This window comes from Pseudoalteromonas sp. 4NS20-0020 (genome assembly GCF_057554385.1).
Genome location: NZ_BAAJMI010000010.1, coordinates 23,053 through 46,620, shown reverse-complemented (window position 1 = coordinate 46,620; position 23,568 = coordinate 23,053). Strand labels below are relative to the sequence as shown.

Genomic DNA, 23,568 nt, shown 5'->3' with positions numbered 1-23,568 from the left:
CCATAAACATAGTAGTAAAACGTTGTGTTTTATCCGCGCCAAAACGTAGGCGTAAATAACACAAGCAAAGTAAAAATTTCTAGTCGGCCAAATACCATTGCAATAGTCAGCAACCATTTAGCGCCGTCGGTTATTGCACCATAATGCGAGGCAACATCACCCAACCCTGGACCTAAGTTATTTAAACACGCTGCCGTGGCCGAAAACGCCGTAATATTATCCATTCCCGTACCCATAAGCGCCAGCATAATAATAATAAATACTAAAGCATAGGCAGAGAAGAACCCCCACACAGCTTCTACAACCTTATCGGGCAATGCTTTACGGCCAAGTTTGATTGAATAAATAGCACGAGGGTGCACTAGGCGGTTTAGCTCACGTACGCCTTGCAGGTAAAGTAAAAACACGCGCACCACTTTCATACCGCCCCCGGTAGACCCTGCACAACCACCAATAAAGCTCGAAAATATTAATAAAATAGGTAAAAACAGCGGCCATGTTGAAAAGTTATCGGTAGCAAAACCCGCCGTTGTACTCATTGATACCGCTTGAAATAGTGCTTGGTCAAGGGTTTCATCACCATTGGCGTATATCTCGTTCGACGACAACACAGTAAAACAAATAACCACCAGCGCCAATTGAATGCATAAAAATACTTTAAACTCGGGATCGCGAATGTAGACCTGCACGTTCCGGCTTGCCACCGCAGCGTAGTGCAAGGAGAAGTTAATAGCGGCAATGATTAAAAAGAATACACAAATAAAGTTAATAACCGGGCTGTCGAAATGGCCCATAGAAGCATCATAAGTCGAAAACCCACCAATGGCGACGGTAGAAAACGCATGACAAATGGCATCAAACCAGTCCATTCCTGCCGCCCAATACGCCAACATACAGGCAATGGTTAACGACACATAAATATACCAAAGATGCTTTGCGGTATCGGCTATGCGAGGGGTCATTTTTGAGTCTTTTACTGGGCCGGGGATTTCAGCACGGTACAGCTGCATTCCACCAACACCTAGCATGGGCAGTATTGCAACAGCTAATACAATGATCCCCATACCGCCAAACCACTGTAATTGCTGGCGATAAAACAGCACTGACTTAGGTAAATATTCAATCCCCGTCAGCACCGTAGCACCTGTGGTTGTTAAACCCGAAAAGGCTTCAAACACCGCATCAGCAAGGGATAAATTAGGTTCTTGTAAAAAGATAAGAGGCAAGGATGCGAACGCCCCCAGTACCAACCAAAACAAAACCACAATTAAAAAGCCTTCGCGGGCTTTCAAATCCCCGTTTTCATGTCGGTTTGGGTAATACGCTATTAAGCCAATAATAATACTGAAAATAAACGCTAAAACAAAAGGAACACCACCACCATCTTTATAAATTAAAGACACCACAGCAGGTGGCACCATGGTAATACTAAACAGCGCAACAAGTTGCCCAAGAATTTTTATGATGGTACGAAATTGCATTTAGCTAATCGCTTTTATTATTAGTAAATTCAGGCTCAATTGCGTTAGCCTGGTTAAATAGAATGAATATGCATTATATGCATTATATGCAACTTGTGTAGGTTATTACTCTTTAATAGTTAACTCAACTGCGCCGTGACTTAAATCAAAAATATCTTTAATTGCTTGCTGTGCTTGGCGGCTATCAATGGTGATCACCCAATCAATATTAGCAGTAAATTGCTTTTCAATGTTGAGCACTTGGTAGTGCGTTTTAAGTAGCTGCTCAATTGCGCCTTGCATACTGTATTCACTACTGCCAATTAGCTCAACACTTGGAACTTTAAGTACGGTGTCTAATTTGGCTAATGCATTATTTAACGACCCGCCATAAGCTCGCACTAACCCGCCAGTTCCAAGTTTAATTCCTCCAAAATACCGGGTTACCACGGCAGTAACTTCACCAAGTCCCGATCCAACCAGCACATTTAACATTGGTTTACCGGCCGTACCATTTGGCTCACCATCATCTGAAAAACCATACACGTGGCTGCCACCGGGGTTACCTGCCACATGGGCCCAACAATTATGCCGAGCATCGCTGTATTTATCTTCAATACTTTTAATAAAAGCTTTAGCTGCGGCTAAATCGGGAGTATGTGCAATATGCACAATAAACGTGCTTTTTTTAATTTCTTCTTGGTGAAACACAGCGTCGGCTGGGTATTTATATTCTGACATATTTTACTTAACCAAAAAAAGGGGGCCATTAGGCCCCTTCTCTTGCTAACTTATCACTTAATCTAAGTGTAAGTCGCGCGTCATATTTTCTAAACTATCATCGTGCACAATAATGTTATCTTCAATACGAATACCGCCATAAGGTTTAAACGCTTCAACCTTATCCCAGTTGATGTATTGCTTGTTGTCGGTTTGCGCTAAATCACCTAACAACGAATCAATAAAGTACAAACCAGGTTCAATAGTAAACACCTGATTTTTCTCTATCATACGTGTACAACGTAAAAATGGGTGCCCTTCTGGAGATGCTTGATGAGTACCTTTGTCGTCACTCATAAAGCCGCCCACGTCGTGTACTTGTAAACCAAGGTGATGCCCTAAACCATGCGGAAAGAAAGTAGAGGTGATTTTACGCTCTACAATATCTGCAGCCGGTAAGTTAACTATATTAAAGTCGCTAAGAATTTGCGCTATGCGGTTATGACACTCAACATGTAAGTCGCCGTAAAGCATACCTGGCTTTAATCCTTTGCCTAATTCGATTTGCGTCGTCGTCATTGTATTAACTAGCTCAGCAAATTCACCCTGCTTTTTGAAGTCATAAGTACGCGTTATATCTGCGGCGTAGCCGTTAAAGTTTGCGCCAGCATCAATTAAAAATGAGTTATGCGTTTGCGGTGCGTTTGGCTCAAAATGAGTGTAATGCAAAATAGCGCAGTTTTCGTTAAGCGCCACTATATTGCCATACGGCATTTCGTTTTCGCTTTGGCGTGTAGCCATAAGGTACGCTTGTTGAATATCAAACTCACTACCACCATTAAAAAAAGTGTCGCGTGCAGCTTTATGGCCATCAACCGCTATACGGTTAGCATTACGTAAACACTCAAGTTCATACTGCGTTTTGTATGCTCTATTAAAATGTAAATAGTTAAGCACCGGCTCTGGGTTCATTATGCTAAAGCCAAGTGCTTGAGCTACTTCTATGTATTCGCCCATGTAAGCGTACTTTGCTTTGTCATAAGGAAGTAGCTTTTCAACCTGATCGGGTTGTAACAATAGTTCTATATCAAAATACTCAGCCCAAAAATCACGTGGTTCGTCAGGTACTTTATGCCAAAAATCAACAGGACGATAAAAAATAAGCTTAGGTTTGTCGCTACCATTAACAACAATCCAGCAATGTGGATTATCAATAACAGGTAACCAAGCTTTAAAGTGAGGATTAACTTTAAACGGGTAATACATGTCGTCTAAAAATTGGCGCTTTGCTTGGCCAGAGTGAATAACTAATCCTTCTAACCCTTCGCTTTCGCAAATTGTACGAGTACGCTGCTGCAGTGTTGCAATATGTTCGGCGTATAAAACGGCTAATTTATCCATTGTTAATCCATCTGTTAAATTTAACTTGCTTTGAGTCTACCACTTATAGCTATTACGCTCAAAAAAGGGGGATGGCCCACTGTGAGCACAATCCCCCTTATTTAAACTTATGTTTACTAACCGCCTATTTTCATTTCCAGTATGGGAGCCAGTAAATTACCCTCTCGGCCCATACGAGTATGATATACCTGCCTGTAAGCAAATACATTTTTGACATAATCGCGTGTTTCTCTATACGGAATAAGTTCTATCCATAACTCTGCTGGCATTGCATCATCAGGCACCCAACGTTTTATACGATGGTAGCCTGCGTTATAAGATGCTGTAGCAAGTATCTCGTTACCATGGTTTTTCTTTTTCAAGTAACGTAAATAACTGGTACCTAACCTAATATTTGTTTTAGGTTGATATAACCGACTATTAGACACACTGCCTTTATTTACATACTTAGCGGTACTTGGCAGCAATTGCATTAAACCTCGTGCATTAGCACTTGATCGCGCGTCAGGAGCAAATGAGCTTTCACGCCTTGCAATAGCAATACTCCAAGCTACATCTATTTTATTACGCTTGCTGTAGCGCTCAAATATGTCTTGAAAAGCAAATGGAAAACGTTGTTCAACATTATCCCAGGCTTTTATTTTTGCGAGTGTGAATATCGTGCTGTCGTGCCACCCCAAATTGGTAGATAAAACAGAGGCTGCAAGCTTTTCTTCTTCATTTGAGGTGTTTGTTAAGTAATTCCATTCACGTCTCGCTGAAGTAACACGCTCTAACTCATATAATGCTTTTGAACGTTTAAAACCAGGGGCATTACTCACCTTTGCGATTAATTGCTCACTCACCACTTTTGGTTGATTATTTAGATCAACCGGCAAGCCTAAACGCGCAGCGGCTAAAAAACCGTAGTAGTCTCGGTTAGTCGCAATACTTTGCCACATTTTTTTAGCTGTTTGATCGTCACCGCGTTCTGCATAACTATACGCAAGCCAATATTGCTGACCTAAACTAAGATTTTCTTTGCCTGTAAAAAACGCAGCAATACCTGCCCAATCTTGGGTTTTTAGCATGTTACCAAGCTGCCATTGCATTAATTTGTTGTCTTGGCGCTCTTTTGGCACTTTGTTTAACCAAAAACTGGCTTGCTTATGCCCACTAGAAGCAAGTGATAAAGCAAAGGTGTAGTATAAATCTGCCTTTTCTTTATCGCTGTAGTTAAACATACGCTCTATTTTTTCCCATGCGCGCAGCGCTAGTTCTTTGTCGCGCCAAATTAGACGCTTAACACCATAAAGTGCAATTTCACCCTCTTTAGGCGATTTATTTTTATAGCGATATAACCCCGCCGCAGCGCTTGGGTCGCGGCGAACTTTTAAATATAAGTCAGCAAGGTAACGCTCATTTTTTGGTAAAAGTGTTTTTAAATAAGGTAGTAGGCTTTGCGTTCCGCCTTGCGCGGCAAGTGTAATTCGTTGCCATACAGTATCGGCATTCATATAGCCTTTTTTGCGCCAGTACGAGAATAACGAATCGCACTCCTTAGGTTGTGACTTTCCCACCGTCCATAAATCAGTCACCTGATTTAAAATGGCTTTTTCTGGGGCGCCTAAATCTAATTGATACCCCAAATATGTACAGGTGTATTCAGCGTTGCTCGTGTCGCGGTAATTACGAATATACGCCGCTTTTCTATTATTTTTTTCAAGATACTCCAGCCATACTTTACGAACGGGCCATTCAAGTGGCGTATGCTGATATATATTTAAGTAATCTTCTATTTCTGCTTGATATTTTATGCTCGGGTTTCGTTGCCAGTATGTTTTTTCTACATACGGTTTTAGTGGGTGGTTTAGGTTATTAACTACGTTTTTAAACTCGCGGTAACTTGCGTTGCGTACTTTTTTTTCAGCATCTAAAAATGCGTCGTTATCGATGCTAGCCTCGGCAGAATAAAGAGGAAAAATAAAAGCAGCTGCCGCAAAACTAAATAATTGTTTTTTCATAATGTCCTTTAATAAAAAATTAAAGTAGTGAATAAAAGCTTTTTCACCACCTTAGCACCAAACCAGCTATATTTTAACCAGTCGTTTGTAACCGAGTTAAATTTTTCGTTGCATTTTCTACTCAAAGCAAGCACACTGATTGAAATGCAAACTCATCGTACCAGTCTTAGTTCGTCAACTAGGGAGAATAAAATGTTATATAAAAGCGATTCCTTTGAAGTTAGCTTCCTAAAGGAAAACATCGCCGAGTTTAAGTTTTGTGTTGCAGGTTCTGTAAACACATTATCTCAAAAAACTCTTTCAGATTGTGCAGCAGCATTAAAAGAATTAGCTGCTAATTCTGATATCAAAGGCATGGTTTTTACCAGTGATAAAGACCACTTTATTATTGGCGCCGACATCTTCGAATTTTTACCTACATTTACTAAACCTGAAGAAGATTTAGTCGTGTGGATCAAAAACGCAACTGACGTTTTTGATGCAATTGAAGATCTTCCATTCCCAACTCTAAGCGTTGTAAACGGCTTAGCACTTGGCGGCGGATGTGAGTGGGCACTTGCTACCGATTATCGTGTTGCAAGCGAAAGCGCTAAAATGGGCCTACCAGAAGTTAAACTTGGCATAATGCCTGGTTTTGGTGGCACAGTGCGCTTACCACGTATCATTGGCGCAGATAACGCCATGATGTGGATCACTTCTGGCGCTGAAAACCGCGCAGCTGACGCCCTTAAAGTAGGTGCGTTTGACGCAGTAGTTAGTGCTGACAAACTTTTAGAGTCAAGTGTAGCAACACTTGAGTTAGCGATTGCAGGCAAGCTAGATTGGCAAGCAAAACGCAACGCAAAACTACAGCCACTTAAATTAAACCGTGTTGAGCAAGGTATGAGCTTTGCTATGGCAGAAGGTATGGTAATGGGTAAAACCAAAGGCCACTATCCTGCTCCGGTTATGGCAGTGCGTACTATTAAAGCAGCGGCAAACTGTACTCGCGATGAAGCAATGGCAATCGAAAATGCTAACTTTGCAAAACTTGCGCGTACCAACGAAGCTGCAGCGCAAACGGGCATTTTCTTAAATGACCAGTTCATCAAAGGTAAAGCACGCAAACTTGCTAAGCACAGCGATGTAGAAATTAAACAAGCTGCAGTATTAGGCGCGGGTATTATGGGCGGCGGTATTGCATATCAGTCTGCTTATAAAGGCACACCAATCATAATGAAAGACATCCAACAAGATGCGCTTGATTTAGGTATGGGTGAAGCGTCTAAATTATTAGGTGCAAAAGTTAAGCGTGGCCACATGCCAATGGAAAAAATGTTGGCAACACTAAGCAAAATTAAGCCAACGCTTAACGATGCAGACCTACAAGACGCTAACATTATTGTTGAAGCCGTTGTAGAAAACCCTAAAATTAAGCAAGCAGTATTAGCAGACCTTGAAAAGAACATGCCAGAAGGCACTGTACTTACATCAAATACGTCGACTATCTGTATTGACCTACTTGCTGAAGCACTTGATAAACCAGAAAACTTCTGTGGTATGCACTTTTTCAACCCAGTGCCAAAAATGCCATTAGTAGAAATTATCCGTGGTGCAAAAACGTCAGACAAAACAATTAACGCAGTCGTTGATTACGCCCTTAAACTTGGCAAGTCTCCTATTGTTGTAAACGATTGCCCAGGCTTTTTTGTAAACCGTGTTTTATTCCCTTACTTTGCAGGCTTTAGCAAATTAGTTGTTGAAGGCGCTAACTTTGCAAAAGTAGATAAAGTAATGGAAAACGTATTTGGCTGGCCTATGGGTCCGGCTTACCTACTTGATGTTGTAGGTATTGATACGGCTTATCATTGTACTGGCGTAATGGCTGACGGTTTCCCTGAGCGTATGGCACGTGCAGAAAAAGATCCGGTAACTGTTTTTGCTAACGAAAAACGTTTTGGTCAAAAGAACAAAGCAGGTTTTTACAAGTACGAAACAGACCGTCGTGGTCGTCTTAAAAAATCAAGCGATGCAACAGCCGTTGAGCTACTAGCGCCAATTACTGATGCACCGAAAGAATTCGATAAGCAAGAAATCATTGACCGTTGTATGATTCCAATGATCAACGAAGTACTTCTTTGTTTACAAGAAGGCATTGTTGCTTCTCCACAAGAAGCTGATATGGCACTTGTTTACGGCGTTGGTTTCCCTCCATTTAGAGGCGGCGCGTTCCGTTACTTAGATCAAACTGGTTTAGCTAACTTTGTTGCAGCAGCAGACAAATACGCTCACCTAGGTGCGATTTACCAAGTATCAGAGCAAACTCGCAAATGGGCTGAAGAAGGCCGTGTTTTCTATAAGGTGGAAGGTTAATATCATGAATAATCCAGTAATTGTAGATTGTATCCGCACACCAATGGGTCGCTCAAAAGGCGGCGTATTTAAAAACAAGCGTGCGGAAGACTTAAGCGCTCATTTAATGAAAGGCTTACTAGAACGCAACCCAGCGGTTGATCCAGCATCAATCGACGACATTTATTGGGGTTGTGTACAGCAAACATTAGAGCAAGGCTTTAACGTTGCACGTAACGCATCACTACTTGCGGGTATTCCACACTCAGTACCAGCAACCACAGTTAACCGCTTATGTGGTTCGTCAATGCAAGCATTGCACGACGCAGCACGCGCCATTATGACGGGCGCTGGCGACACTTACCTAATTGGTGGTGTTGAGCACATGGGCCACGTTCCTATGACTCACGGTAACGACTTTCACCCAGGCTTAGCAACTTCAATTGCACAAGCATCTGGCTCTATGGGTTTAACAGCAGAATACCTTGCTACTATTCACGGTATCAGCCGTCAGCAGCAAGATGAATTTGCTTATCGTTCACATCAACGTGCACATGCTGCAACAGTTGAAGGCCGTTTCCGCCGCGAAATTTTAGCAATGGAAGGTCACGCAGCAGATGGTTCTTTAATTTTAGTTGAAGATGACGAAGTAATTCGTCCTGAAACAACAGTTGAAGGTTTATCTCAGCTTCGCCCAGTATTTAACCCAGCTTCGGGTTCTGTTACAGCGGGTACGTCTTCAGCACTTTCTGACGGCGCATCAGCCATGTTAGTAATGAGCGAAGAAAAAGCAAAAGAGCTAGGTTTACCAATTCGTGCGCGCATTAAAGCAATGGCGGTTGCCGGTTGCGATCCATCAATCATGGGTTACGGCCCAGTACCAGCAAGTAAAAAAGCACTTGCCCAAGCTGGTATCACTATTGATGACATCGACGTAGCTGAGCTTAATGAAGCCTTTGCTGCGCAATCACTACCAGTACTTAAAGACTTAGGTTTAGCTGATGTGGTTGACGAAAAAGTTAACTTGAATGGCGGCGCTATCGCACTGGGTCACCCTCTGGGTTGTTCTGGTTCGCGTATTAGCACCTCGCTAATTCACTTAATGGAAGACAAAAATGCTAAGTACGGTTTAGCGACAATGTGTATTGGTTTAGGCCAAGGTATCGCAACTGTATTTGAGCGTGTTCAAGACTAATACTCTTAACACGTAAACCATCTTGGTGAGTAAAAAGGCGCACTGACGAAAGTTAGTTCGCCTTTTTTATTTGCCAAATTTTAAGGCGCTATACTAACGCAATTTAGATTTGTGTTGTTGTGATCGGGTTTATAATTTGGCGTTGATATAAATAAACTGAAGTTTAAACTGATCCAGATCTAAGTAAAATAGTTAATATATACTTAAAATTACGCTAAACTTTGACGCAACAAAAAATCTGACTACTCGTAAAGTCACAGATTTGAAAACTATTTACAGGCATACGTACTATGAATTTTGATAATCCCGATCACCAATTAGATGCCATTGGCCTTCGCTGCCCCGAGCCAGTAATGATGGTACGTGCTGCTATTCGTAAAATGAACGACGGTGAAACCCTGCTTATAACTGCTGATGACCCCTCAACCACCCGTGATATTCCAAGTTTTTGTGTATTTATGGATCACACGCTGGTGGCTAAAGATGCCGATGAAGCACCGTATAGGTATGTGGTGAAGAAAGGGCTTTAAGGCTCATCGCTCAAATACTGTGTTCTTATTAAATTATTGCTTTTGAAGTGAGAATTATTTTTTTCTTCTAAATAATGAGCCACTCGGAACCACTCAAAATCCAAGTGAAATTTCTTTTTATTGTTAACTACTAATGCTGGTGGCCCCAAGAGTCGATTCATGTTTAAGTCTATATTTTGATCAAGTAACTTACTAAAATAATCTTCAGCCTCATTTACTGATTTATTCACCAAAGTACGTAGTTTAATCATTAAATCAAAAATCCCCTCAAAATAACCATCTATCGCTTTGTTGAGGTCAACTAGATCAAACCTTAACAGCTCATCTTTAAATGCAGAGTTTAACCCCTTTAACAACTTTATCTTTTCTTTCTCTTCCATTGCCGATAATACGAGTGGAATCTGAAATTTTGTTGTTACACCGTTTCCATGTTTACTTTTAGATGGATATTTTAAAGTTAACCTATTTACGGGTAACATTTTATGTTGGCATAAATTTCTCAAGTTGCAGCATAGAACATAATATTGATTATCTTTAAAGACCTTCTCTCTTTCTATTAATAGTTCAGGTAACAAAGATTGATCAATATCATTAATTATCGAAAACTTATCACGTTTAATATACAGTCGATCTAAAACTAATTTTCCAGTATTCAAAATACTCAAATAGGATATATTTAATTTAGTACGGCTTTTTTGATTTTCTATATAAGCATGTACCTCAGAGAAACGTGAAAACTCTTGTGAGAGCTGAGCCATAGTAAGCAATGATTTGAATGTTTTAACTTCCTCTATCAAAACATCAAATAAATTTTCTATCTCAAGTTTTCTTGAGAATACTCTATATTTTTTTAAGCACTCATTTGAGTCTAATTCAGTTAACTTACTTCGTTCAAACCTAGGCTTATCATTTTCTAGGTAGCAATACTCTATATAATTATTCAATGCGCTACCCCTTATTCCAACGGTTCAATTTCATATTAACGTCCTTGTCGCAAATCTATAAGTTTACTCGAGCAACTAAAAGCTGACGGCTTATAGCTTGCAGCTCTTACTTCTTTGTTATTGTCACTTTTGGCTCATCATAGTCACTAAAATCAATGCTTACTATGTATGTGCCTTTTATCGCAGGCGTGTAACTAAAGTAATTATAAATAGTATTACAGTCTGCCGTTGCTGCTTGCCCAAGTGTTAAACTTTGACCTTGTGGGAATGAGTCGCTGTAACCACAGTTAAAGCCTTCACTAAAATCGGCATCAGCAATTTTGAATTCGTACACTTTACCTGGCGTGCTAAATTTTACCTGAGCTTGATACAGTGCTGGGCCCACTATGTTAAATTGATACTGTGGCTCTGCGTCCCATAAAGTAAAATCGCCTCGCAGGTACATGGTGCGGTCGAGTTCTTTTTGTGGCAATACATCGTTAATTGATATTTGGCTTGAACATGCACTGAGTAACCCAGCAATAGCGAGTGGTATTATTTTTTTTATTGAAATCATCAATTTTTATCCTATTCGTTATACCTATTAACTTAATTAATCTAGGTAGGTATTAAAACTAAAAAGCCAGCGTTATGCTGGCTTTTTAAATTGCTAATGGCAGTTATTTTTGTAAAACAGAAATATCTGCAATATCCAAAAATAAACCACTTAACTGGCTTAATAGCGCAAGGCGATTTTGCTTAACAGCTTCATCGTCGGCCATAACCATTACGTTGTCAAAAAAGTTATCAACACTTTCACGAATGCCTGCCAATTGGCTAAGCGCTTCTTGGTAATTTCCATCGGCATAAAGTGGTGCAAGCTCAGTTGCAAATTTTGCCACTTGTGATGCCAATACTTTTTCAGCGTCGTCGCTTAATAAGCTCTCAACAACATTACCTTGGCTTGTGATGTCGTTTTTAGCAAGAATATTACTTACGCGTTTATTTGCGGCTGCAAGGGCTTCTGCTGCGTCTAAAGTACGGAAGTGGCTTACGGCTTTAACACGACGGTCAAAATCAACTGGTTTAGTTGGACGACGTGCTAGCACAGCTTGAATAACGTCTACTTCAATACCTTCGTCTTGATACCATGCACGGAAACGCCCAAGCATAAATTCAAATACGTCGGTTGATACATTTAGATTAGTTAGCTTATCGCCAAACAATGTTTGTGCTTTTGCTACTAGGTCTAAAATATCAAGAGGTAACTCTTTTTCTACCATAATACGCAGTGCACCAATAGCAGCACGACGAAGTGCAAATGGGTCTTTATCACCTTTTGGTGCTTGGCCTATACCAAAAATACCCACCAGCGTATCAAACTTATCAGCAATAGCTACTGCACAACTAATTAGGTTTGTAGGTAAGTTGTCGCCTGCAAAGCGTGGCATGTATTGCTCGTTTTGTGCAAGCGCTACATCTTCTGCTTCACCGTCAAAGCGAGCGTAATGCATTCCCATTACACCTTGTACATCGGTAAATTCCATTACCATTTCGGTCATTAAGTCTGTTTTACTTAATAGGCCTGCACGTTTCGCTAAGTCTTTATCTGCGCCTAATTGCTCAGCAATATACCCTGCAAGTTCGCTAATACGCTCAGACTTATCTTTAAGCGTACCTAACTGCTTTTGGAATAAAACGGTATCAAGCGATTCTAAACGGCTTTCTAATGTTTTCTTTTTGTCGGTCTCAAAGAAGAACTGTGCATCAGCCAAACGTGGGCGTACAACTTTTTCGTTACCTGAAATTACCACGCTTGGGTCTTTACTCTCGATGTTAGATACAAACAAAAACTTATTTAAAAGCTTGCCGTTTTGATCTAATAACGGGAAGTATTTTTGATCGTCCTTCATGGTGTAAATTAGCGCTTCGGCTGGTACATCTAAAAATGCTTCTTCAAATGTTGCCGTTAAAGTAACTGGCCACTCTACCAGTGATGTTACTTCTTCTAGTAAATCTTCATCCATTGCGACAACAGCGTTAACTGCGCTTGCAGCTTCTTCTATTTGTACACGTATTTGCGCTTTACGTTGTTCGTAATCAGCAATAACGTAAGCAGATTTAAGTACATCAAAAACCTCATCAGCATGGTTAATGCTAATTTTTTCTGGGTGATGAAAACGGTGACCTTGAAGTTGGTTACTCACTTGCTTACCAAGGATCTCACCTTCTAGCAATTCGCTACCAAATAAAATAGTGACGGTATGAACTGGGCGAATAAATTGTGTTTTATTCGCACCCCAGCGCATTGGCTTTGGTATTGGTAATTTACTTAACGCTTTTGCGATAGCATCTGCCATTAGCGTTTTAGTTTCTTGCCCTGCTACTTTAGCAATGTGCAATAACCATGCGCCTTTATCCGTTTCAAGTGTTTGTGCTTCACTTACATCAATACCACAACCGCGTGCCCAACCCATTGCTGCTTTTGTAGGGTTACCCTCACTATCAAATGCTGCTTTAGTTGCTGGCCCGCGCTTTTCAACTTCTTTGTCCTGTTGTTTAGCTTCAAGTGCTTTAACTTGTAAACCTAAACGACGAGGCGATGCATACCAGCTTACGCCTTGATGTGCTAATTCTAGCGATTCTAACTCTTGAGTTAAATTTGCAGCAAATGCCTCGGCAAGTTTACGCAACGACTTTGGTGGTAACTCTTCAGTGCCAATTTCTACTAATAAATTTTGTGCTGTCATGCTTACTTATCCTTACACAGCGGGAAACCAAGCGCTTCGCGTGCATCGTAATAACTTTGTGCACACGCTTTTGATAACGCACGAACACGTAAAATATAACGCTGACGTTCTGTAACCGATATAGCATGGCGCGCGTCTAATAGGTTAAATGCATGCGATGCTTTCATCACTTGCTCGTAGGCAGGAAGTGGTAAATTTGCTTCTATTAACTTTTGGCTCTCAGCTTCACACTTATCAAACTGCGCAAACAAGTCTTCTACGTTTGCATGTTCAAAGTTGTAAGTAGATTGCTCTACTTCATTTTGGTGGAACACATCGCCGTAAGTTACACGCCCTAGTGGACCGTCTGCCCATACTAGGTCGTAAATGCTATCTACGCCTTGAATATACATCGCTAAACGCTCTAGGCCGTAAGTAATTTCACCTGTTACTGGTGAGCACTCTAATCCGCCTACTTGTTGGAAGTAGGTAAATTGCGTTACCTCCATACCGTTTAACCAAATTTCCCACCCTAAGCCCCATGCGCCAAGCGTTGGTGATTCCCAGTTATCTTCTACAAAGCGTACTTCGTGAGTTAGGGTATCAATACCCATTGCTTCTAGTGAGCCTAAGTAAAGCTCTTGAATGTTATCTGGTGATGGCTTTAAGACTACCTGAAATTGGTAGTAATGTTGTAAGCGGTTTGGGTTTTCACCATAGCGGCCATCCGTAGGACGGCGACACGGTTGTACGTATGCGCTAGACATTGGCTCAGGGCCAATCGATTTCAAAAATGTTTGCGGGTGAAATGTCCCAGCGCCCACTTCCATATCAAGTGGTTGAATAATGACACAGCCTTGCTGTGCCCAATAATCCTGTAAAGCCAGGATCAAACCTTGGAAGGTTTTTACGTCGTATTTTTGCATATTTGGCTTTTTACTATCTAAGAAGTAGCGTGAAAATTATCCTTAGTATACCGTGTGTACACTCAGGTTTTAAGCAGTTTGTGTATTTGTAGAAAATAAAAAAGGAGCCCTTAGGCTCCTTTTTATTATCTAAATATGTTTTTACACGTCTAAGTTAACTACGCGTAGTGCGTTAGTTTCAATAAAGTCACGACGTGGCTCTACCTGATCGCCCATAAGCGTAGCAAATAACTGATCCGCGCCTACAGCATCTTCAATGGTTACTTGTAACATACGGCGTGCGTCTGGATCCATGGTAGTTTCCCAAAGTTGATCTGGGTTCATCTCACCCAATCCTTTATAGCGTTGGATATAGATCCCGCGCTTAGATTCAGTGATCAACCATTCCAAAGCATCCACAAAGTTATCAACAGGTTTTGTTTTCTCACCGCGTTGAATATAAGCACCTTCTGTAATGATGTTTGCAATGTTAACACCAGTCACAGCAATACGTTGGTAGTCACGCGATGTGATGAAGTCGTAGCTTAGTACGTGTGACTTATCTACACCATGTTGACGAATATTCACAACAGGATAGTACAAGTTACGCTCTGCATCATACTGAGTTGCAGCGTTGAAAATAGTTGCATCTTCGTCACGGTCAACTAAATCGTCAACAAGCTCTTTTGTCCACGCAATTACTTTAGCTTCGTCTGCAAGGTCTTCTTTGGTCAACTCGCTTTGGTAGATTAAACGTTCCATTACCGTGTTAGGGTATTTACGTTTTAAGCGCTCGATTACTTTAACTGTATTTTGGTAATCGTGAACTATTTTTTCTAATGCTTCACCTTCAAGCGCAGATGCGTCTGCACTTGTGTATAAAGCTGCATTATTAAGTGCAAGCGATGTTAAGTACTCAACAAGTGCTGGGTCATCTTTAATATAGCGCTCTTGCTTACCTTTTTTCACTTTATAAAGTGGTGGTTGAGCAATATATATATATCCGCGCTCTACAATTTCCGGCATTTGACGATAGAAGAATGTAAGCAATAAAGTACGAATATGAGAACCATCCACGTCCGCATCGGTCATGATGATAATACGGTGATAACGTAGTTTTTCAGGGTTATATTCGTCACGGCCAATACCACAACCTAATGCAGTAATTAGTGTTGCAACTTCTTGTGAAGACAGCATTTTATCAAAACGTGCTTTTTCTACGTTTAGAATTTTACCTTTAAGCGGAAGAATCGCCTGATTCTTACGGTTACGACCCTGCTTGGCTGAACCGCCAGCAGAGTCCCCTTCCACTATATAAAGTTCTGATTGTGCAGGATCTTTTTCCTGACAATCGGCTAATTTACCCGGTAAACCTGCAAGATCCATTGCGCCTTTACGACGTGTCATTTCACGCGCTTTACGTGCCGCTTCACGCGCACGTGATGCATCTATAATTTTCCCAACAACAATTTTTGCATCTACTGGGTTTTCTAATAAAAACTCAGTGAACTTCTCAGCCATTGCTTGTTCTACCGCAGACTTAACTTCGCTAGATACTAGCTTGTCTTTTGTTTGCGAAGAGAACTTAGGATCAGGAACTTTAACACTAATTACAGCTGTCAAACCTTCACGCGCATCGTCACCGGTTGCGTTACTGGTTGTTTTTGCTTTCTTGTTAAAGCCCTCTTTTTCCATAAAGTTATTAAGTGTACGTGTTAGCGCAGATCTAAAACCGGCTAAGTGAGTACCACCATCACGTTGTGGAATGTTATTTGTAAAACAGTAAATGTTTTCTTGGTATGCGTCATTCCATTGCATTGATACTTCAACGCTAATTCCGTCTTCTACACGCTCATGTGTAAAGTGGAAAACGCCTTTATGAATAGGTGTTTTGTTACGGTTAATGTATTCAACAAATGCCTGAATTCCACCTTCGTATTTAAAGTGGTCGCTTTTATTTTCTTCACGCTCATCATTTAAAATGATACTAACGCCCGAGTTAAGGAACGACAGTTCACGTAGGCGTTTTGCTAAAATATCGTAATGAAAATCTAAATTAGTGAATGTTTCTGCACTTGGCCAAAAACGTAGTTCCGTACCCGTTGTTTCAGAATCTCCAATAACAGCAAGTGGCGCATCTGGCACACCCATAGTGTAAAACTGCTCATGAAGTTTACCTTCTCGACGCACGGTTAGTTTTAATTTTTCTGAAAGTGCGTTTACAACCGAAACACCCACACCATGCAAGCCGCCTGATACTTTATAAGAGTTATCATCAAACTTACCACCAGCGTGAAGTACCGTCATGATTACTTCGGCAGCCGAAACGCCTTCTTCTTCATGGATAGACACTGGGATACCACGGCCATTATCTCTAACCGATACAGAGCCATCTAAGTGAATCGTTACAAAAATATCATCACAATGACCAGCAAGGGCTTCGTCTATTGAGTTATCAACGACCTCAAACACCATGTGGTGTAAGCCTGTGCCATCATCGGTGTCCCCTATATACATCCCAGGACGCTTTCTTACTGCGTCTAATCCTTTAAGTACTTTAATACTCGACGAGTCATAATTCTCAGACATGGTTAATCCCACTTATCTTGTTATTAGGTTGCCATGTTTCACGTGGAACATTTTTAGTTCTCGTTGCATGGGTTCCACCACAGCAGAAATACTCTCAGATAAAATTGAAGAGATAAATATTTGAGAACTGCAGTGAGACAATAGTTGTCCAACTTTCTCTTTTGTATCTTCGCCTAACTCTGAGGGTAAATCATCTATTAGCAATATAGATTGCTTATCGGTCTCTGACTCAATTAAGCTATTTTGCGTTACTTTTAACGCATACAATAATAACTTTAACTGCCCGCGAGAGAACGTATTCTCTACACTGTTGCCAGCGACACTGAAACTAAAGTCGGCCTTATGTGGGCCCTTACTTGTAAATCCTTGGCGAGCATCTCGCTCAAAGTTTTGCTCTAACGCATCTGCAATAGATTCATGCTCTTTCCAGCCTGCATTAAACGTCATTTCTAAATCGCGTATAAGCGTTAATTCTGAACACATTTTATCAAAAAATTGCTGTTTAAACCTACTTATATACGCCAATCTTAATTTATTTATTTCTTCAGCCAGTCTAACAAATTCTTTGTCCCAAAACTTAATTTGGTCAAAATAATTCTTAGGCTTAGATTTTAGTAAAGCATTACGCTGTTTTAATACTTTATTAAACGATTGCCACAAGTAAAAAAACTCATGTTCCACGTGGAACAAACCTAAGTCTAAAAACTTTCTACGCTCTTTTGGCCCACCAAAAAATAAGGAATAGCTCTCAGGCGTAATAATTTGAACAGGCATAAGCTGTGCAAGCTCAGATATTTTACGGCTCGCTTTACCCTGAATCTTTAAATTTGTTTCACCTAAACGCGTTTTGCTAATACCAATAGGAATTGATAAATCATGTACCGTCTTTCGGCCATGAATTACAAATTGCTCTTGCTGGTGTGCAATAATGCTTTTGTGCTTTGGTGTTCTAAAAGACTTGCCGTGAGAAAGGTAATAAATAGCTTCTAAAAGGCTGGTTTTTCCGCTGCCATTTTCACCATATATAATGTTTACGCCATTAACAGGTTCTAGCGTCAGCGCCTCAATATTACGAAAATATTTGAGGCTCAAATGACTTAAGCTCATTATATGTTTGTGATCTTATAAACGCATAGGCATAACAACATACATTGCTTCATCATCACCAGCGCCTTCTATTAGTGCACTGCTGTTTGAGTCTGCTAACGTAAACTGTACATCTTCAGTTTTTAATGTGTTTAATACATCCAAAACATATGAAACATTAAAACCAATTTCTAACTCATCACCTTGATAATTTACTTCAACAACCTCTTCAGCTTGTTCTTGCTCTGGGTTATTGGCAGTAATTTTTAATAAACCATTTGATAAGTTTAAGCGTACACCACGAAACTTCTCATTTGATAAAATAGATACACGCTGAAAAGCATTTCGTAACCATTCACGGTTGGCAATAATTGTTTTATCACCGCCTCGTGGAAGTACACGACGGTAATCAGGAAAACGACCATCAACTAGTTTACTGGTAAACGTAAACTCAATGTCAATAATACGAATGTGGTTAGCACCGAATTGAATAGTAACTAGCTCATCGTCGGCAACCATAAGGCGCATTATTTCTTGCACACCTTTACGTGGAATAATTAATTGGCGTTGAGTATTAAGTGATTGAGTAAGCTTTTTCTGTGCAATCGCCAAGCGGTGTCCATCGGTAGCCACCGTTTTAATTTCGCTATTATCAACTTCAAACGACATACCGTTTAAGTAATAACGTACATCTTGGTTTGCCATTGAAAAGTGCGTGCTTTCAAGTAATTTACGAAGCTCTAAACGCGTTAGTTGAAATTCAACTTCACCATCCCACTCTTCTAAATTGGGGAAGTCAGCCGCTGATAACGTTGTAAGTGAAAAACGACTTTTACCACTCGTTAATAACAACTGGTGGTCTTGTAAGCTTAACGTAATGTCTGAACCTTCAGGTAGGCTTTTACAAATATCGAGTAACTTTTTAGCAGGTAAAGTTAATTTTGTATCGGCAATATCATCACCAACAAAAACACCAGACACTAATTCAATTTCAAGGTCGGTCCCTGTCATCGAAAGCTGTCCGTTTTCTACTACTAACAAAACGTTAGATAAAATTGGTAACGTATGCTTACGCTCAATTGCGCCCGATACTTGAACCAATGGCTTTAAAAATTGTTGTCTTGATATTGTTATTTGCATAAAAAAGTCAGCCCTAAGATGACAATGTTCTTATTAAATTTTGATAATCTTCTTTAATTTCGTGACTTTCATCACGTAACGATTTTATTTTACGACACGCATGTAAAACCGTTGTATGGTCACGGCCACCAAACGCGTCTCCAATCTCAGGTAAACTGTGATTGGTTAATTCTTTAGACAGCGCCATAGCAACCTGACGTGGCCTTGCTATTGAGCGGCTTCGGCGTTTAGAAAGTAAATCCGAGACACGAATTCGATAATATTCAGCCACTGTACGCTGTATATTATCAATTGTGACTAGCTTATCTTGCAGCGCCAATAAGTCACGCAGTGCTTCTTTTACAAAGTCGATAGAAATAGGACGTCCAGTGAAGTTTGCATTTGCAATTACACGGTTAAGTGCGCCTTCAAGTTCACGTACATTTGAACGTAATTTTTTTGCAATGAAAAAAGCCACTTCATGAGGTAAGTTTATTTTACTCTGCTGCGCCTTTTTCATCAAAATAGCGACACGTGTTTCAAGCTCTGGTGGCTCAATAGCAATTGTTAATCCCCAACCAAAACGTGACTTAAGCCTGTCTTCTACCCCTTCAATTTCTTTAGGGTAACGGTCAGAAGTTAAAATAATTTGTTGATTACCTTCAAGCAACGCATTAAAAGTATGAAAAAACTCTTCTTGAGAACGTTCTTTATTGGCAAAAAATTGAATGTCATCAATCATTAATGCATCAACACTACGGTAATAACGTTTAAATTCTTCTATTGCATTATTTTGTAGTGCTTTAACCATATCTTGTACAAAACGCTCTGAATGCATATACACAATTTTAGCATCAGGCTTATTTGCCATAATGCCATTACCTACAGCATGGAGTAAGTGCGTTTTACCTAAGCCCGTACCACCGTATATAAATACAGGGTTAAATGCAGAGCCAGGGTTATCGGCCACTTGAGTTGCAGCCGCTTTTGCTAATTGGTTAGATTTACCCTCAACAAAACTATCAAAGGTGTAGTTTTCTTTAATGTTTGATTTATAGCCCGACTTAGGTGCGGGTTCAACAACCGGTTTTTGCTCACGCGGCTGTTGCTTTGCTGATGCTTGAATACTAGGTGCAGGCTGTGCTTCTGTAGCAGGTGCAACCTGTGTATTTAAAAGTGGTTTGCTACCTACATCAAAACGAAGTTCCGGTGCTTCGTCACCACAAATCTCCACGAGTAGTTCGTTAATGCGGTTAAGGTATTTTTCTCTCACCCAATCAAGCACAAAGCGATTAGGTGCATAAATAGTCAGAGTATCTTCGGTACTTTCTGCTTGAAGTGGTCTTACCCACATACTGAACTGCTGCGAAGGCAATTCATCTTGCAATACATATAAACAACTTTGCCAAACCGACAGATACACAGTTAAACTCCCAGAGATATAATTTTTATTCCCGCACATCAAAAATGGTTAAAAACCATGCATTTATTGCGTTTAAATAGCCAAATAAGCGGCCCAAGACCAAGTATTATGAAGGCACTTTATCCACAAGTAAAAGGCTGATTTTTATAAAATTATGTATAACGACATGAAAAAAAGCTAACAACCTGATTTAATTAAATTTTTAATTGTTAGCCTGATAACAGATCATAACAAAATAACACCAAGATCGCGAACCAATTTTACGATCCAATTTACTTTTCCCCCGCTTTTATTCACTTTTTATACAAGGGCTGTGGAAAACTTCTTATTTATGATGATCCTACTAGATCGCGCTTTACGATCACTAACTGCCTGCTTAATAAACACGGTGCTTAACGCGTAATTATGATTGACTTTAGGTTGTTTCATCTATAATATCTCGCGCTCGCAATGGCACCTGTGCCAGGATCGCGACCTGCATAGGATGTTTTAACTTTAACCGATCGGATGAGATTGTTATGAAAAGAACTTTTCAACCTAGCGTTTTAAAACGCAAACGTGCACACGGTTTCCGTGCTCGCATGGCAACTGTAAATGGCCGTAAAGTATTAGCACGTCGCCGCGCTAAAGGCCGCAAAGTTCTTTCTGCTTAATTTATAAGTGGAAGACTTTAGCTTTGGCAGGGAGTTACGTCTGTTAACTCCCTCGCATTACTCTCGTATATTTAACGAACCCGCTCGGGCTGCAACTCCTTACTTTACTCTATTAGCTAAACCCAATGACCAAGATAAACCTAGGTTAGGACTTACTGTTGCTAAAAAACGTGTAAAAAAGGCATGCCAACGAAACCGTATTAAACGTCTTGCTCGCGAAAGTTTTCGTTTAAATCAACACAATATCGATAACATTGATATTGTGCTTATGGTTAAAAATGGCATTGACGAGCAGTCTAATGAAGAATTAACCAAGCAACTGACCAAGTTATGGCGGAAAATCAACGAACGCTGTAAACCAGGTGCGCCTAAGCCTCCACCCTTTAAGAAACGCCCAAACAAATCAGCTAAATCTAATAAACAAACCCAATAGCAATAGAATTACAGGGTTAATTAATGTATCTTTAGCTCACCTTTTAATCATGCATTTAAAATTTCCAATAGAGCCTTTAAATACATGATATCTATCTCACTAAATTTAACTAGGGGCATAAACATCATGAGGTTACTCAAACCACTTGTTGCTTTACCGACATTATGTTTAGTGTTATTGATCCGCGGTTATCAAAAGTGGATTAGCCCGCTATTAGGTCCGCATTGTCGTTTTAATCCAAGCTGCTCACATTACGCAATTCAAGCAATAAAATTGCATGGATTGATAAAAGGAAGTTGGTTAGCATTAAAACGCATATTAAAATGCCATCCTTTACATTCAGGTGGTGATGACCCAGTACCTGAAAAAATAACCCATATTAACCACCAACACGAGAAATAAGAGCTGTTATGGAATCGCAACGCACGTTTTTATTCATTGGCCTAATGCTAGTGTCGTTTTTATTGTTCCAAGAATGGAATAATGATTATAACCAGCCAAAAGTCGATCCAAGTGCCACAACACAAACGCAACAAGCAAATTCAACTGAATCGGATGATTTTATACCTTCATCGTCAGACTCTGGCTTACCGGCTTCAACAACATTAGCTAAACGTTCTGTTATAGAAATAACAACAGACGTGTTTAAAGTTAAAATCGACACCAAAGGTGGTGATATTGTTGAATCGGACTTACTTCAATACGAAGAAGTGAAAGGCGAAGAAACACCTTTCATGCTGCTGGGTGAATTTGAGGGTAATCAATACTTTTCACAAAGTGGTTTGATTGGTTTAAATGGCCCAGACGCATCTGCAAACGGTCGCCCTACTTACCACAGCGAACAAACGTCTTATACCTTAACAGGTGATGAGTTACGCGTACCGTTACAGTTTACTGATAGCAACGGTGTTAGCTTTACCAAAACGTATGTATTTAAAAAAGGTCAATATGATGTTGGCTTAGAATACACAGTAAACAATACAACCAGTGCCCCTATTCAAGTGCAGCTTTACACACAGGTTAAACGCACAGTACAGGAAAAAGGCAGCTTAGTTGATCAAAACTATTTAGGTGCAGCTTACGGTACAGACGAAGAACCGTACGAAAAGTATAGCTTTTCTGACATGGCCGACAAAAACCTAAATGAAAGCACGCAAGGTGGTTACATTGCGTTTATTCAACATTACTTTGTGAGTGCGTGGGTACCAAAGCAAGACCAAACCAACACTCTTTATAGCTTAATTACAAGCAGTAACGCCGCTATCATTGGTACAAAAGCAGAACCTGTTAATGTTCAAGCCGGTTCAGAGCAAACCATTACTTCTATTTACTACATGGGCCCTAAAGAGTCTGATGTATTAGAAGCGCTTCACCCTGACTTAGACCTAACTGTAGACTACGGCTGGTTATGGTTTATTTCACAGCCACTATTTGTATTACTAAAATGGCTTTACAGTATTCTTGGTAACTGGGGTTTAGCAATTATTGCTATCACTATTATTGTTAAATCATTGATGTACCCGCTAACTAAAGCACAATACACGTCAATGGCTAAAATGCGTGCCCTTCAACCAAAAATGGCAGCTCTTAAAGAAAAATATGGTGATGACCGTCAAAAGTTCGGTCAAGCTACTATGGAGATGTACAAAAAAGAGAAAGTAAACCCAATGGGTGGTTGTTTCCCTATTTTGCTACAAATGCCTATTTTCTTAGCGTTGTTTTATGTATTTTTAGAATCAACAGAACTTCGCCATGCTGAGTTTATGCTTTGGTTAACTGATTTATCAGCACAAGACCCATACTACGTATTACCAATTTTATTTGGTGCTAGTATGTTTATAACTCAAAAGCTTCAACCTATGACGGTTACCGATCCAATGCAGCAAAAAATGATGACCTTTATGCCGGTTATCTTCTCTGTATTCTTCTTATGGTTCCCATCAGGCTTAGTACTTTACTGGTTAGTATCTAACCTTATTTCAATCGCGCAAATGCTTTATATTTATCGCGGTATGGAAAAGAAAGGAATAAAAGTAAGAGGCTAACTTAGCCCTACTTATTACAAAGG

General features: G+C 40.1%; 19 protein-coding genes. 7 read left to right on the top strand and 12 right to left on the bottom strand.

Annotated elements, in window-relative coordinates; all coding sequences use genetic code 11:
- Nucleotides 1-29: 29 nt before the first annotated feature.
- The 4 genes from AC27JL_RS18495 to AC27JL_RS18480 all read right to left on the bottom strand — a co-directional run bounded on the left by AC27JL_RS18495 (nt 30) and on the right by AC27JL_RS18480 (nt 5,584).
- Nucleotides 30-1,481, bottom strand: a complete 1,452-nt coding sequence (locus AC27JL_RS18495; RefSeq protein WP_008130797.1) for a TrkH family potassium uptake protein — start codon at nt 1,479-1,481, stop codon at nt 30-32.
- Between the two features lie 105 nt (nt 1,482-1,586).
- On the bottom strand, nt 1,587-2,201 hold the full coding sequence (locus AC27JL_RS18490) for a YigZ family protein (protein WP_243532170.1): 615 nt from the start codon (nt 2,199-2,201) through the stop codon (nt 1,587-1,589).
- A 57-nt stretch (nt 2,202-2,258) separates the two neighbouring features.
- On the bottom strand, nt 2,259-3,581 hold the full coding sequence (pepQ, locus tag AC27JL_RS18485) for a Xaa-Pro dipeptidase (RefSeq protein ID WP_039038509.1): 1,323 nt from the start codon (nt 3,579-3,581) through the stop codon (nt 2,259-2,261).
- 116 nt (nt 3,582-3,697) lie between these two features.
- Entirely contained in the window at nt 3,698-5,584 is a 1,887-nt protein-coding gene (locus tag AC27JL_RS18480; RefSeq protein ID WP_010558117.1) for a transglycosylase SLT domain-containing protein, read from the bottom strand.
- Nucleotides 5,585-5,776: 192 nt separating this feature from the next.
- Between AC27JL_RS18480 and fadB the strand changes: the two genes are divergently transcribed.
- The 3 genes from fadB (at nt 5,777) to tusA (ending at nt 9,640) form a co-directional block, all read left to right on the top strand.
- Nucleotides 5,777-7,936, top strand: a complete 2,160-nt coding sequence (fadB, locus tag AC27JL_RS18475) for a fatty acid oxidation complex subunit alpha FadB (RefSeq protein ID WP_487196282.1) — start codon at nt 5,777-5,779, stop codon at nt 7,934-7,936.
- Between the two features lie 4 nt (nt 7,937-7,940).
- The gene (fadA, locus tag AC27JL_RS18470; protein ID WP_008130791.1) at nt 7,941-9,110 is read left to right on the top strand and encodes an acetyl-CoA C-acyltransferase FadA; all 1,170 of its coding nucleotides are present in this window, start codon (nt 7,941-7,943) and stop codon (nt 9,108-9,110) included.
- Nucleotides 9,111-9,400: 290 nt separating this feature from the next.
- Nucleotides 9,401-9,640 (top strand): sulfurtransferase TusA, encoded by a 240-nt coding sequence (tusA, locus tag AC27JL_RS18465; RefSeq protein ID WP_006793987.1) that lies wholly within the window; start codon nt 9,401-9,403, stop codon nt 9,638-9,640.
- On the opposite strand, the gene AC27JL_RS18460 is transcribed toward tusA, so the two are convergent.
- From AC27JL_RS18460 to dnaA, 8 genes are all read right to left on the bottom strand, one after another.
- Nucleotides 9,637-10,584, bottom strand: a complete 948-nt coding sequence (locus AC27JL_RS18460; protein WP_203985634.1) for a hypothetical protein — start codon at nt 10,582-10,584, stop codon at nt 9,637-9,639. The genes tusA and AC27JL_RS18460 overlap by 4 nt on opposite strands.
- A 106-nt stretch (nt 10,585-10,690) precedes the next feature.
- Entirely contained in the window at nt 10,691-11,140 is a 450-nt protein-coding gene (locus tag AC27JL_RS18455) for an early set domain-containing protein (protein WP_487196281.1), read from the bottom strand.
- 103 nt (nt 11,141-11,243) lie between these two features.
- Nucleotides 11,244-13,313 carry a glycine--tRNA ligase subunit beta gene (glyS, locus tag AC27JL_RS18450; RefSeq protein WP_487196280.1) on the bottom strand — a complete coding sequence of 690 codons (2,070 nt, stop codon included), beginning with the start codon at nt 13,311-13,313 and terminating at the stop codon, nt 11,244-11,246.
- Between the two features lie 2 nt (nt 13,314-13,315).
- Nucleotides 13,316-14,218 (bottom strand): glycine--tRNA ligase subunit alpha, encoded by a 903-nt coding sequence (gene glyQ, locus AC27JL_RS18445; RefSeq protein ID WP_008130780.1) that lies wholly within the window; start codon nt 14,216-14,218, stop codon nt 13,316-13,318.
- A 141-nt stretch (nt 14,219-14,359) separates the two neighbouring features.
- Entirely contained in the window at nt 14,360-16,786 is a 2,427-nt protein-coding gene (gyrB, locus tag AC27JL_RS18440; protein WP_008130779.1) for a DNA topoisomerase (ATP-hydrolyzing) subunit B, read from the bottom strand.
- Between the two features lie 12 nt (nt 16,787-16,798).
- Complete coding sequence (recF, locus tag AC27JL_RS18435) at nt 16,799-17,893, bottom strand: DNA replication/repair protein RecF (RefSeq protein WP_277053838.1); 1,095 nt, start codon at nt 17,891-17,893, stop codon at nt 16,799-16,801.
- Between the two features lie 15 nt (nt 17,894-17,908).
- Nucleotides 17,909-19,012: a DNA polymerase III subunit beta gene (gene dnaN / locus AC27JL_RS18430; RefSeq protein WP_277053837.1), complete on the bottom strand. Its 1,104-nt coding sequence runs from the start codon at nt 19,010-19,012 to the stop codon at nt 17,909-17,911.
- A 13-nt stretch (nt 19,013-19,025) separates the two neighbouring features.
- The gene (dnaA, locus tag AC27JL_RS18425) at nt 19,026-20,414 is read right to left on the bottom strand and encodes a chromosomal replication initiator protein DnaA (RefSeq protein ID WP_006793979.1); all 1,389 of its coding nucleotides are present in this window, start codon (nt 20,412-20,414) and stop codon (nt 19,026-19,028) included.
- 518 nt (nt 20,415-20,932) lie between these two features.
- Here dnaA and rpmH point away from each other — a divergent pair.
- From rpmH to yidC, 4 genes are all read left to right on the top strand, one after another.
- Complete coding sequence (gene rpmH, locus AC27JL_RS18420; RefSeq protein WP_004335215.1) at nt 20,933-21,067, top strand: 50S ribosomal protein L34; 135 nt, start codon at nt 20,933-20,935, stop codon at nt 21,065-21,067.
- A 7-nt stretch (nt 21,068-21,074) separates the two neighbouring features.
- Entirely contained in the window at nt 21,075-21,500 is a 426-nt protein-coding gene (rnpA, locus tag AC27JL_RS18415) for a ribonuclease P protein component (protein WP_487196279.1), read from the top strand.
- A 126-nt stretch (nt 21,501-21,626) separates the two neighbouring features.
- A complete protein-coding gene (yidD, locus tag AC27JL_RS18410; protein WP_006793977.1) occupies nt 21,627-21,902 on the top strand; it encodes a membrane protein insertion efficiency factor YidD in 276 nt (91 codons plus the stop codon).
- 8 nt (nt 21,903-21,910) lie between these two features.
- A complete protein-coding gene (gene yidC / locus AC27JL_RS18405; RefSeq protein WP_039038502.1) occupies nt 21,911-23,545 on the top strand; it encodes a membrane protein insertase YidC in 1,635 nt (544 codons plus the stop codon).
- The last annotated feature ends 23 nt before the right edge of the window (nt 23,546-23,568 follow it).

Bases quoted from the DNA above. Each gene is read 5' to 3' on its own strand.
- AC27JL_RS18495 (WP_008130797.1), bottom strand. From the start codon at position 1,481: ATGCAATTTCGTACCATCATAAAAATTCTTGGGCAACTTGTTGCGCTG.
- AC27JL_RS18490 (WP_243532170.1), bottom strand. From the start codon at position 2,201: ATGTCAGAATATAAATACCCAGCCGACGCTGTGTTTCACCAAGAAGAA.
- pepQ (WP_039038509.1), bottom strand. From the start codon at position 3,581: ATGGATAAATTAGCCGTTTTATACGCCGAACATATTGCAACACTGCAG.
- AC27JL_RS18480 (WP_010558117.1), bottom strand. From the start codon at position 5,584: ATGAAAAAACAATTATTTAGTTTTGCGGCAGCTGCTTTTATTTTTCCT.
- fadB (WP_487196282.1), top strand. From the start codon at position 5,777: ATGTTATATAAAAGCGATTCCTTTGAAGTTAGCTTCCTAAAGGAAAAC.
- fadA (WP_008130791.1), top strand. From the start codon at position 7,941: ATGAATAATCCAGTAATTGTAGATTGTATCCGCACACCAATGGGTCGC.
- tusA (WP_006793987.1), top strand. From the start codon at position 9,401: ATGAATTTTGATAATCCCGATCACCAATTAGATGCCATTGGCCTTCGC.
- AC27JL_RS18455 (WP_487196281.1), bottom strand. From the start codon at position 11,140: ATGATTTCAATAAAAAAAATAATACCACTCGCTATTGCTGGGTTACTC.
- glyS (WP_487196280.1), bottom strand. From the start codon at position 13,313: ATGACAGCACAAAATTTATTAGTAGAAATTGGCACTGAAGAGTTACCA.
- glyQ (WP_008130780.1), bottom strand. From the start codon at position 14,218: ATGCAAAAATACGACGTAAAAACCTTCCAAGGTTTGATCCTGGCTTTA.
- gyrB (WP_008130779.1), bottom strand. From the start codon at position 16,786: ATGTCTGAGAATTATGACTCGTCGAGTATTAAAGTACTTAAAGGATTA.
- recF (WP_277053838.1), bottom strand. From the start codon at position 17,893: ATGAGCTTAAGTCATTTGAGCCTCAAATATTTTCGTAATATTGAGGCG.
- dnaN (WP_277053837.1), bottom strand. From the start codon at position 19,012: ATGCAAATAACAATATCAAGACAACAATTTTTAAAGCCATTGGTTCAA.
- rpmH (WP_004335215.1), top strand. From the start codon at position 20,933: ATGAAAAGAACTTTTCAACCTAGCGTTTTAAAACGCAAACGTGCACAC.
- yidD (WP_006793977.1), top strand. From the start codon at position 21,627: ATGAGGTTACTCAAACCACTTGTTGCTTTACCGACATTATGTTTAGTG.
- yidC (WP_039038502.1), top strand. From the start codon at position 21,911: ATGGAATCGCAACGCACGTTTTTATTCATTGGCCTAATGCTAGTGTCG.